Annotated in this window: 11 protein-coding genes; 9 read left to right on the top strand and 2 right to left on the bottom strand. The window is 40.3% G+C overall.

The annotated features are described in order from the left end of the window. Positions 1-406 precede the first annotated feature (406 nt). From DESOR_RS14965 to DESOR_RS30335, 5 genes are all read left to right on the top strand, one after another. Entirely contained in the window at positions 407-784 is a 378-nt protein-coding gene (locus tag DESOR_RS14965) for a hypothetical protein (protein ID WP_014185426.1), read from the top strand. A gap of 609 nt (positions 785-1,393) precedes the next feature. Further along, complete coding sequence (locus DESOR_RS30325; RefSeq protein ID WP_042331264.1) at positions 1,394-1,576, top strand: reverse transcriptase N-terminal domain-containing protein; 183 nt, start codon at positions 1,394-1,396, stop codon at positions 1,574-1,576. 170 nt (positions 1,577-1,746) lie between these two features. Next, the gene (locus DESOR_RS14975) at positions 1,747-2,655 is read left to right on the top strand and encodes a class I SAM-dependent methyltransferase (protein ID WP_014185427.1); all 909 of its coding nucleotides are present in this window, start codon (positions 1,747-1,749) and stop codon (positions 2,653-2,655) included. Positions 2,656-3,109: 454 nt separating this feature from the next. Further along, a complete protein-coding gene (locus DESOR_RS30330; RefSeq protein ID WP_427854242.1) occupies positions 3,110-3,268 on the top strand; it encodes a recombinase family protein in 159 nt (52 codons plus the stop codon). A gap of 148 nt (positions 3,269-3,416) precedes the next feature. Further along, positions 3,417-3,629, top strand: a complete 213-nt coding sequence (locus DESOR_RS30335; protein ID WP_242832326.1) for a hypothetical protein — start codon at positions 3,417-3,419, stop codon at positions 3,627-3,629. Between the two features lie 125 nt (positions 3,630-3,754). On the opposite strand, the gene DESOR_RS14990 is transcribed toward DESOR_RS30335, so the two are convergent. Next, entirely contained in the window at positions 3,755-4,525 is a 771-nt protein-coding gene (locus tag DESOR_RS14990) for a creatininase family protein (protein WP_014185428.1), read from the bottom strand. A gap of 93 nt (positions 4,526-4,618) precedes the next feature. Continuing rightward, positions 4,619-5,809, bottom strand: coding sequence for an MFS transporter (locus DESOR_RS14995; protein WP_014185429.1), 1,191 nt, complete (start codon positions 5,807-5,809; stop codon positions 4,619-4,621). Between the two features lie 286 nt (positions 5,810-6,095). On the opposite strand from DESOR_RS14995, the gene DESOR_RS27425 reads away from it, so the two are divergent. The 4 genes from DESOR_RS27425 (at position 6,096) to DESOR_RS15015 (ending at position 12,284) form a co-directional block, all read left to right on the top strand. Beyond that, positions 6,096-6,782, top strand: coding sequence for a GntR family transcriptional regulator (locus tag DESOR_RS27425; protein WP_014185430.1), 687 nt, complete (start codon positions 6,096-6,098; stop codon positions 6,780-6,782). Between the two features lie 300 nt (positions 6,783-7,082). After that, positions 7,083-9,101 carry a molybdopterin-dependent oxidoreductase gene (locus DESOR_RS15005; RefSeq protein ID WP_042331271.1) on the top strand — a complete coding sequence of 673 codons (2,019 nt, stop codon included), beginning with the start codon at positions 7,083-7,085 and terminating at the stop codon, positions 9,099-9,101. 209 nt (positions 9,102-9,310) lie between these two features. Then, positions 9,311-11,668, top strand: coding sequence for a molybdopterin-dependent oxidoreductase (locus DESOR_RS15010; RefSeq protein ID WP_014185432.1), 2,358 nt, complete (start codon positions 9,311-9,313; stop codon positions 11,666-11,668). A 4-nt stretch (positions 11,669-11,672) separates the two neighbouring features. Further along, the gene (locus DESOR_RS15015; protein WP_014185433.1) at positions 11,673-12,284 is read left to right on the top strand and encodes a 4Fe-4S dicluster domain-containing protein; all 612 of its coding nucleotides are present in this window, start codon (positions 11,673-11,675) and stop codon (positions 12,282-12,284) included. Positions 12,285-12,290: the final 6 nt, after the last annotated feature.

The raw sequence follows: 12,290 nt of genomic DNA on the forward strand, positions 1-12,290 counted from the left end.
TATGTTGCTCGGTTCACTAGAAAGTCAGAAAAATCCCTGTGTCAGTTCGTTTAAAAAGCCGGAGATAAATCCCATTAGCAAAGATGAGTAAGTAGCTGAAATATTATTCTCCTATTTCGTAACCAATATATAGTAACATGAAGGGCGCTGTGTTATACGTTAAAACTTATCTGTGGATTTCTGACAATATTCCCCTTACTTTGCAAAGAAGATATGTAATGATTAAGGTTGTTAGGGTGCTAATAAAGGCCTTCTATATTAAGAAATTTAGTCAATAGCTTGTAACTATTATGTCTAAAATGGGAAATTACATACGATGAGCAAGATAGAGAAGTATTGCTTTCAGTTTAGATTATTGCATGGAGAAATGGAGTAAGAATTATATACAAAAAGGGTGATAATTTACATGAAATATGAAGAGTTTTTTAACGACAATAAATTTAAAATGGCTAATGACAAAATTAAGATGTTAATTAGTAATTTAATTAAAATTTTTGACAAAAAATGTATCAAAGAGTTTTATCCAGCATGGCGTGGTGATGAAGGTGATACAAAAGTATTTGTCCTTAAATTACAAGAAAGACTTAAAAGTAAATATGGCAAGAAAAGGGAGAACATTATTACAGTTAGATTAAGATTTTCACAATTAGATATTGAAGTGTTTAATGGTATTTATTGTAATGGAAATGAATTTTCTTGCAACTCAAATTTTACGGATAGTGATCTTACAAGGTTATATAAAGATATTAATAATTCATTTAGTTCGAGAATTATCAATGAATAATAGGTTATATGTTAATATCGTTAGGCTAATAATGGACGTGCGACAAGAAGCGGCTTCTTCTTGAAATTAGTGCAGACTTAGGTCTGATGTCCTAGTAGTAGGGATATTCCCATCCGAAACTGCGTCGGGAGTAACTCCGGGGTGGGTTGCATGAGGAAAAGCCCAACTGGTTGCCTAGTATCCATGGCAACTGGGGGCGAGGGAAAGAATGGTATGGTTTATGATTAAGCATCGTCATTAGCAGCAGTGGCTGGGATATGTTAACCACTGTATTGCAGATTGGAAAACGCAGCTTTCCATATGCGTGTGTTACTACCTACATATCTGCCGGTGTATTGAATGAACCTAACCCATCCGTATCTAATAGAAGCTGAACTTGGTAAGTCCTATGGAGTCCGATTTTTCGGTAGGTCAACCGCAAGGAAGACACAATCTCCAGAGGATAAAGGAGCGTTGGAAAAAGCAAAGGTCGCTATGATGCAAACCAACAGGAATAAGAAATAACTGGGCGAATAATGTAAAAATTACATACCTGAAAGGGTGCTGACTTCCAACTGGTAATCAACACGGAATAAAACGAAAAGCAAGATTTCAAAAGTGGGGTAACAGATGCGAAAAACTTCAAATTATAAGAAGTCCACATTACCTCCCGATACCCAACGGAAACAAACCGACTGGTTCCATGTAAACGGGTATGTAGAAAAATTGCAACAGCGGATATACCGTGCCGAATGTCTTGATGATAAACGTAAAGTAAGAAATGGTGGGAATATCATAAAGACAGACGGATAAATGAGAGCTTGAGCTGTATGTCTTGAAAGGGACACGTACAGTTCTTAGGCGAGAAGGAGGGAGCAATCCCTCCGACTTAGCCGACAGGTGATGTTGTAGCATTAATTTGGGTTAACTAAACATGGTAAAGTAATTTCTAACCAAAGGTTTATTTCTGGGGAGGGATATTAATGGTCAGTAGAAACCCTAGTGGCACAGCATTTATGATGGCATTTCTACGAGGATTTCACGCAGTTTATGATAATACGAAAATATTTAATGATCCACTTGCTTATGATTTAATACCTGAGGAAGTTCGGGAAGCATTTAAACAACATTTAATTAAATCCGCTGCAGAAATGGCCCCGGAGTTAGCAAAAGAATGTAATGATGCCGCAACCTCATTACGCCTGGCTGTGAGGATCATGGCTGGTCCCGTCCTAGCCAGAGCACGATTTGTTGAAGAACGGCTTGAAGAAGCCATCCGGAAAGGTATAAGACAATATATAATCCTGGGTGCAGGACTTGATACCTTTGCTTATCGTCGTCTTGATCTGACAGATCGCCTCCAAGTATTCGAGCTTGATTTGCCTTATACGCAAGAAATAAAACGCCAATTATTGGGCCGTCTAAATCTTGAAAAACCGGATTTCCTGCACTACATTCCGGTAGATTTTACTAAGGACAATCTAGCTTCGGCCCTTTCAGAATCAAAATATGATTCAGGGCAAGGGAGTTTTTTTAGCTGGATGGGAGTGACCCATTACCTGCCACTTGAGTCTGTATTGTCAACACTCAAGGCTATTATAAGGTTATCAAGTAGCGTTAGCGAGATTGTATTCGATTATTACGATAAATCAGCTTTTGATCCTGACAAAGGCTCGAATCGTATTAAATATATTATGAAAAATACAAAGACTATTGGAGAGACCATGATCACTGGATTTGATCCATCAAAACTTAGCACGGAACTTGCTCTTCTGGGATTACGACTGCTGAATAATTTAGGTCCTGAAGAGATACAACAGAAATATTTCAAGGAATGTAATGAAGGCTATGCAGCAAGTGAACATGTACATTTGGCCCATGCAACGTGGTAAATTAAGGTCAGGTTATTGATTAGAGTGTATCCGAACTTCGTAGAAGGCTAATTGAACCATGACTTTGCACCATGGTAGCTGGAAGGCTCGGGCGGATTTTAGCAGGGAAAGCGGATTACATGGGGAAGAAGGAATGCTTTTTTAGGTTCTTGCTGCACTAGAGAAATATGCTGAGACTTACTGAATCTTTGGCCAAATCCGCTTGATAAACCATAACAATACAATGTAACTCTTCATCAAAAAGATATTTAACGCATAGTTAATAGTGCATGTGGTCGAGTCGAATTCCAATAAGTATTCATAGCTCAAATGGCTATTAATGCAATTCTTTTATCAAACATAAATTGAATCTTATAGAGTCCAGAAATTAGTGTCTGAAAAATGACCTGTATTATTTGATACATATTCAAGGCTTTATATAGCTCCTAAGGCCATAGTTTGCTTGGATTAGACCATTTACAATGATTATCTTAACGGCAAAGGCCCCAACTGGATAGCTAAAGAACTTCAAAAAGAAAAGGTTCCTAAATGGGAGAGTACGTATAAGTGGTACGAAAGCAGCATCCGAAAAATACTGAACAACGAGAAATACAAAGGGGATGCGTTTCTTTAAAAGACCTACACCATTGATTTCCTTTCGAAGAAGCGGGCTGAGAACGATGGGGATGTTCCTCCGTACTATGTCGAGAACAGCCATCCAGCCATTATTGATAAGGACACCTCGGAAGCAGTCCAGCTTGAAATGGAGAGAAGGAGAGCTTATGCCGAGAAGCATGGGATTCAGAAGGTTGATTATGCTTCTGGTGACAATCCCTTTGCAGGAAAAGTTATTTGTGGAGTTTGCGGTAGGGCTTATGGCAGAAAGGTTTGATGTAGACCTTTACATTAAACTGACGGAAAAGATAACGGTAAACGATGGGAAGTTAGTTGTCGGTTTGCTTGATGGGTCTGAAGTAGAGTGCGAAATTGAATAGCAGAGTAAAAATTTAAGCCGACTGGGGTGAGTTTAAGGCAATTCACCTCGGTCGGCTTTTTTTATTGGAGAACCACACTAGACTGTAATTGTACGTCGTGGCACATTCACCATCGAAATCCTGTTTTATTTGATCAGTTCAAGTACCTCTTCAACGATAATGTCAGAGAAAAAGTTTTGTAATTTTTCTCCAGTTTCCTTAGTAGCTATTCGCGGATCGCCGAAATATGCCAAGGGAGCGCCCGCATCAGCGAAGTTATCTTTGCCATGAGCGAGGCGTTCGAAAAGGTGCTCTCCCTCCCAGTTGGGCTCCAGCTTGCTCAATGCTTCCATATCTACCAATTCAGGATATTTCAGAAGCATGAAGGAAGTTTCGATTTCACCGGCATGAAGATCCCATTCTGGGTGAGCTCCTTTGCATATTGAACCTACTTGGGGCAATCCTTTGAAAAACCATTCAGATAACTTCGCTTTAATTTTTTCATTTTGTTCTGAAGCCCTTCTAATTCCCTCCATCATCGCTTCAGCATTCCTTGGTTCGGCATGACCGCTGATAATTACGATTTCGTTAAAACCCCATTTAGCTAAACTCAAGCAAATATCTTCAAAAAGATTAGCCACGGTTCCATATCTTAAGGTAGTGTTCCCGTCAAAAACGTTGGCAACATCAGCTAGTCCATAATTTAGTGGCGGAGCTATCAGTGCTTCCATGCCTTTATTTTGTAATTTTGTTGCAGTTCTCTCCGCCAAATCGATAGCACTGAGTACATCGGTCGCCGCCGGCAGATGTTGGCCGTGAACTTCGTTTGGACCAACAGGCAACAAAGCAATATTCGTTTTTTCTTCTAATATTTTGACTTGATTAATGTTCATATTTGGCAAATAGTTAAGTGACATTAAACAGTCCTCCTTTAATTATTAGTAGTATATTTCATAACTTTCAAGCTCTCTTTTAAATCGTTACTTGAGTTTTTCTTACGAATATATATATTACCTAGAAATTTTCCTTACGCCTATCATCAACAAACCACCAAATATAGAAACAGCTGCGGCAAAGTAATAGGCTTGTGTCCATCCAAGTGTATCTACGAACATACCAAAGAGAAGTGTAGACATGAAAAGACCTATAAACTGTCCTGTAGTCAAAATACCCATGGCTAAACCCATCGTTCTTGGGTCATCAACCACCTCGGAAGCACCTGTAAAAATAACCGGAGGAACCATATTGGGAAAAATTCCAACGAGAACAATTGCAATCACGATTGAAGCAGGGAAGTTAGGAATCGAAGCATAAACTAAACCACTGATAATCATGAGTACCACAGTTAACCATTTACGGGATTTCAATTTATCTGAGAGCGTGCCTGCGAGAACAAGTGTAAAGAGACCAATTAGGCCTATTAATCCGCTTAATTGGGTTGCGGTGCCCATTTCCATGCCTTTAACTTTGGCAAGGAAGGTAGGCAGAAAGATCATAACACCCTGAAGTGAAACCATAAACATGCAAAAAACCAGAGTGATAATCCAAATGTCCATATTTTTAATCACTTGACCAAATGGAAGTTTTTCTGCAGCCTCTCCCGTTGCTTGATTTGTTGGTGAATCTACGTTTCTTAGAAATAGGAACCACAATATGATGAATAATAGCGAATAAATGGCGGTGAACCACCAAACGCCACGCCAACCAAACGAAGCGATAATACTCGGAGCGGCATTAAACATAACCGTTTGACCCAAAGCAATGTAACAAAGAAAAATTCCCATTGCTTTGCCACGTTGCTCAGGTGAAAACAATTGTGCCACAATGTTAGGACCTATTGTTGCAAGCATGGTCATAGCAAAACCTTCTATTGCTCTGCTCATCAGCATTGGAGTAAGCGAATTAGAGTAAACACCTATCAAGGATCCAATCACTAGACAGATCAAGGCTATCAGGCCTAGTTTCCAGTTACCGAACTTTGCAACAATAATTCCGGCAGGAATTGAGATAAAAATAGGTATTAGAGAAAAAAATGAGAATACAAAACCACCTTGTGCCGCATTCAGGTTGAACTCCGCCATTATATTAGGCATAACGGTTGGAACCTTGAACATTGCCAGTGGAGCCGCTGTTGTAGCTAATAGTATGATAATTAGTATAAACCAAGGATTCATTTTGCTCCTTGCTGCTTGATTATCCATTTAATTTCATCCTCCAAATCTTTATTGATCAGGAAAAAGTTCACTACCCTCCTTTTTAGTTAGATATACCGATATACCGATATACCGGTTTGTTTATTAAGAAGTATACAATGTTTAAAATAGTCCGTCAACGGTCTTTTAACTATCTTTAATTTAATATGTTAATATTATAGTCTTGTGTTTATACCACCAAAATAATATAATTAAATTTGAATGTTTATGATGGTTTAGCGTTTATACCTTATGATTGTAATATTTTTTTAATAGAAGTACGGAGGCGATTTCCATTAATCTATTAAAAGATGAAGCCTATGTATACATCAACGAGTTGATTAATGAAGGCAAAATAAAATATGGAGAAATATATTTTATAAATAATATTGCAGCAGAGCTTAATATGTCTCGGACACCTGTTCGAGAAGCGATTCATAAGCTTAGCGATGAAAATAGGATTGATATTCTGCCGAGCCGAGGGTTCCGGATGCATTACTTAACGGAAGATGAGATTTTGCAGCTGTACCATTTCAGTAGTGCAATTGAAGGCTATTGCGCTGCTCGTCTGGCCGAAACGTACAAGTCACAGGGTAACAGTAGCTATGTTGTGCAGTTAAAAGCGCTAGTCGAAAAAATGCGTAGCTCTGATTTAGAACAAATCTCGTTCAAAGAGTTTTATTTTCTTGACAACGAGTTTCATCGCGTTCTTATTTCATCTTTGGAAGACAACTACTTAATCAATCTCAATGATTCCAAAAAAGGCTTTCCAGATCGTCCAGAAATACACTTGATAGAAAACTTCATCAGCAAATTAGACATTCTTCAGGCTCATCAAAGGATTTTGGACGCTATTTGCTCCGGAGATCCTGCTGAAGCTTTTCTGGCTATGTTGTCACACGCGGATATTTTATTACGTTGCTATAAATCTAATAAAAACACTATAGTTTCGATCACGAATGAATATGCCACGGACATTTGAATTACGCCTTAGTCTACGCATCTTCTTATGTTGTGATTTAGCAGTTAATAGCCCTTGCGTTCTTATTGATTGAATGCAAGGGCTACTGTTTCATTTATCGTTAATCATGGAACTTTAAGTTTTGTTATTGAAATCTCTTGGCTTTTCAAATCATAATTAAGTGGTTAAAAAACCTTAGGCTATTTCCAGTTTCTAGTGCTTGTTTTTCGAAAATTAATATCCATACTTAAATTTATAAGAGTTTTGATCCATACCCATCATTTACGGATAACGTAATTTGATGCATATTTTTTGGAGGAGATGTTTGTGAAGATTACCAGACACGTTTGTCCCCTTAATTGTTATGATACTTGCAGTATATTAGCGCATGTAGACAATGACCGGCTTATTAAGGTGTCCGGTGATCCCCTTCAGTCTTATACACTCGGCACGCTTTGTTCAAAAGGTTATAGCTTAACTGAGCATACTTATCATCCTGATAGAATTCTCTATCCTTTACGGCAAAGTTCCCGTGGTTCGGAAAATTGGAAGAGGATAACGTGGGAAGAGGCTTTACAAGAGATATCTGGGAAGATTCTCGAGATTTACCAGAAGGATAGCAATCTTTTACCTCTAGCACTATTGGATGGGAAGGCCAATACAGGAGTGTTAGCTCGTTCTCTATCGCATATGCTGTCTTCGATAAGTCCGATTACCCAAATTGAAAATCCGCATAGCGGGGGGGCAGTATTAGATGCCCAATTACTGGATTTTGGCGGGTATAGTCAAAAGGATCCCGAAGATATGAAAAAGGCAGACCTGATTGTTCTCTGGGGTGTAAACCCTGCCTCAACTGCAATTCATCAAATGAGAATTCTACAGCAAGCGCGAAATCGGGGAACGAAAGTTATCCTTATTGATGTGTTTCCTTCAGTAACAGCGGACAAAGTTGACAAAGCGATTTTCGTCAAACCAGGTGGTGATGGTGCGCTTGCCTTGGCTATCTTACGTGAATTGATGTTAAAAAGCAGTCTAAACTATCATTTTCTCTTTCGTGAATCGGAAGGATGGGAAAATTTACGGGACTGGCTTTTGGAAACCGATCCAGAACAAATGCGTAATGTGGCTGGAATTTCTGGTGAAGTAATTACGTATTTGGCAAACGAAATACGCCGTTGTTCGACAACTGTATTTTGGATTGGTAAAGGGTTACAAAAGTATACCAATAGCGGACAAAATATTCGCGCAATACATGCACTTGCTGTTGCTGGTGGGCTTATGAAAGATTGCGGAGGGGGAATTTACACCTCACATTCCGTGGATTTTTTGTTTAATGATATATGGGGCTCAGATTTAATAAATAATCGGAAGATGAATTTCTCTTCATTCATGCTTCATCATAAGGCCCTTGACCCCGGCATCCGAATGCTTTGGGTCACGCAAAGCAATCCGTTGGTCCAAGGAACTGAGCTTCAGGCTTTTCGGAAGATGATGAGCAGTCTGGATTTGATTGTAACAACAGAACATTTCCTTACTCCGACAGCACGCTATAGTGACATTGTCCTTCCGGCTGCAACATTATTTGAGATGGAAGATATTATAGCAGGAGGCTGGCACCAGTGGCTTGGTTTGAACGAACAAGCGATTACACCATTGGGAGAGGTACGTTCTGAGTTGGAAATTGCCCAAGCACTATCACGGGTTCTAAATAAAGCGTTCCCTGGAGTTTGTCCGTTTCCGGCAGATCGTGCAATATCAGATTGGCTTCGCCTGGCAGTTCCCCCGCAATTATGCCGGCAATTGGGAATTGACACCTATAAAGAATTAAAAAATGGCCCCCAAAAAATTCCGCTAAAGAAGTTAGCAGATAATTCTCAACTACAAAGAAAGTATAGATTCGTCGTCCCCGAAGCGATGGAACTTGGTTGTCCGGAAATACCGAGTATAATAGCACCGGTATCCCCACCGGAAAGTTATCCATATCGTCTTATCTGTGTGCGCCAAGCGGATCGCCTTAATTCTCAATTTGGAAATTTAAGTTGGTTACTTGAAGGACAAGTAAGAGATGAAATTATTTTGAACAAGGAATTGGCTGGATTAAAGAAAATTGTTTCCGGGGATCAGGTATCCGTTTATAACCAATGGGGCGAAATTACGTTAAAAGCCAAAGTGAGCCAAGAGTTTCCTGATAATATTGTTGTTTGTTCGGCCAGGCAGGATTTAAACGTAAAAAGCATAAACAACCTAATAGGCGGACGTGAAACCGATATGGGGAAAGCTACCAATGGAGTTTTTGATATGGCCTTCCATGAGACATTTGTAAATATTGTTCGCAGTTAGCAAATATTGTTCATTGTTAGTAACAAAGTACAAACTTTTTATAAAAAAATTATACTAAACTACAACTTGATAAAAATATGAGATAAGCAATAAAGCGAAAATGAACAAATGAGTATCCTTTTTTTTAGCCTCAGCTACAATTTTATCTACTTTAAATTCATCGTATAGTTAATTGAACTCTATTTTTCAACGAAAGAGAGGATACTTGAATGGAGATCTCAAGGCGGAATTTTATTAAGGCAAGTGGAGGGGTCACTGCTTTAGGAATCGTGGGTATTACGCCTTTTACCGACTGGATTCGTCCAGCATCGGCGGAAGGCGAGGGGCAAGAGAAAATTGCTTACACTTTTCATCCCCCAAACTGTGGAGGTCGTTGTTCTTATAAGTGCACTGTCCGTGATGGGAAATTAGTGAAACTTGAGCCAAACGACTGGCCGGATATGGCTCAAAAAAAATGTTGTCTCCGGGGACTGAGTGAAATTGAACGCAATTACAGTCCGGACCGCTTAAAAACTCCTTTAAAACGTGTTGGGGAAAGAGGAGAAGGCAAGTTTGTCGCTATCTCCTGGGATGAAGCCCTGAAGACCGTTACTGACAAATTCACGGAAATGATAGAGAAATATGGTGCAAAGTCAATATTATTAGGACAAAGCTCCAACGTCCAGTACCCTTTCAATTCCTTGGCAGCATTGTTAGGTTTCCAGAACCCATCGCTGGCATTTGCTGGGATCGACTTGGCTCAAGCAAGCGGCATGACTATGGTCATGGGGGTCAATGATACCGGTACAAACGAGATTACTGACTGGGTAAATTCCAATATGGTTATTTTAGTCGGTAATAATTTATTGGAAACTTCTCTTACCGATTCCGCCTTTTTCTTTGAAGCCAAAGAAAAAGGTACAAAAATGGTTTGTATTGATCCATGTTATTCCACAACCGCGTCAAAGTGCGATCAATGGATTTCTATCCGTCCCGGAACGGACAGCGCTTTATATTTAGGCATGATTAATTTAATACTCAATAATCAATGGTATGATGCAGATTATATTAGTAAATATACAAGCGCTCCATTCTTGATCCGTCAAGATAACAAAGCCATTATGCGTGAAGGTGACAAATACCTTGTATGGGATAAAAACTCCAATTCGGCTAAACCTTCTGATACTCCAGGAATTACGCCTGCTTTAGAGGGTGAGTATACTGTTAACGGAGTTACAGTCAAAACTGTCCTCACTGGTTTTATCGAGCATGTGAAGGATTATACTCCTGCCTGGGCGTCCCAAGTTACGGAAATACCGGAACAAGTTATTACCGATTTAACCAAGGAATATGCTCTCGGCGGACCGGCAGCAATTCAATGGGGCGTAGGCGGTCCGGATAAGTGGTATAATTCAGACACCACCGGTCGTTTGGGAACCATGGTTGCCGGTTTGACAGGAAATATCGGACGTGTAGGCGGCGGAACAGGTCGTGCAACAAACCACATGACCAACTATGCTCACTTTGCTGCCTTCTCAATGCCGCCGTGGCCATTGCCGCCGCAATTTCAGAGTGCGCCTGCTGAGGTTACATCTAGTGCTGAATATCCAATGAAACCAACATCGGTTAAGGGATACTTTTTCCAAGGAAATACTCTTCATCAATTCTTAACTAATATGAATGAAACTATAAAATGGGTAAAATCCCTGGAATTCATCGTGGGTGTCGACAATCAGCAATGCGATAGTATAAATTACGCAGACATTGTATTACCTGCCTGCTCCTTTTTAGAATCGGAGTATGACATTGCTTATCTGACAGCTGACCGCAACCATGTATTGCTGCAGGAGAAAGTTCTTGAGCCTTTGTTTGAAAGCAAGTCAGATTTCCAAATTGAACAGGAAATTGCCAAAAGAATGGGACTTGACCAATATCTTCCCAAAACCCCCGAAGAATTTGCGCGTAATAGCTTAAAATCGCCGGATCCTATGTTTAAGGGAATATCGATTGAGGGACTGAAAGCCAATAAATATGTATTGAAATTGAATGTCCCGAACACACCTTTCGTAGGGTATCTCGATCACAAATTCGGGACACAGTCGGGCAAGATTGAGCTTTATAACGAGGTGTTCATAGAAAATAATTGTGCGTTCCCAATCTGGGAAGAACCAAATGAAGCAACTCCTTCCAACCCTCTTTTCAAAAAGTACCCGCTGATGCTGGGAACACCTCATTCCCGCTTCCGTGCCCACTCAACTTTCTCTAATTCCCGCTGGATAAATCAAATCTTAAACGAACCTATTATCAGAATCAATCCTAAGGACGCTCAAGCCAGAGGAATCAGCAACAATGATTTCATTGAAGTATTCAATGACCGTGGCAGATTCCAATGCAGATGCAATATTGTGAATGATATGCGTCCCGGCATGATTCAGATTCCCGAAGGTTGGTGGTCACGCTACTTCAAGCAAGGTGACTTGCAAGAGGTTACCAACTCGAATTTGAATCCTAGAGGAGAAAAATTATTTTTCAATAAAGTAATTCCATATTTAGATACGTTGGTCGAAGTAAAGAGAGTGGAGGGGTGATGATATGACAAAGCTGGGAATAACGATAGATGTCGGCCGGTGCGTGGGATGTCATACCTGTGCTATGGGCTGTAAAATGCAAAATAATGTGCCAATGGGGATGCTGTGGAATCGTATTATTACCGAAGGCGGCGAGAATTTGGACAGCGCTAGCGGCGAATTCCCTAATCTTAACAAATCATGGAGACCTATGGCCTGCATGCATTGCGAAAATGCTCCGTGCGTTAAAGTCTGTCCGGTCGGAGCCACCTATAAGGCGGAAGACGGAAGAGTCCTCATCAATTATGACCGTTGTATTGGCTGTCGATATTGCATGGCTGCTTGCCCGTACAATGCGCGGGTGTTTAACTGGCAGAAGGCAGTCCGGCAGCCTGACTTTAACTACGGAGATGCTCCGGCACGCCCATTAGGGGTTGCAGAAAAGTGTTCAATGTGTAAAGAACGGACAGACGTAGGCTTGGAGCCGATGTGTGTAGTGGTATGTCCAGCCAAAGCCCGTAAATTTGGGGATTTGGACGACCCGAACAGTGAAGTTTCCAAAGCGATCCGCAAGAAAGCTTCTACTCGGCTTCTTGAAGAACTAGGAACAAAACCACAAGTTTATTACTTGCGTTAAAGGAGG

This window comes from Desulfosporosinus orientis DSM 765 (assembly GCF_000235605.1).
Classification (GTDB): Bacteria; Bacillota; Desulfitobacteriia; order Desulfitobacteriales; family Desulfitobacteriaceae; genus Desulfosporosinus; species Desulfosporosinus orientis.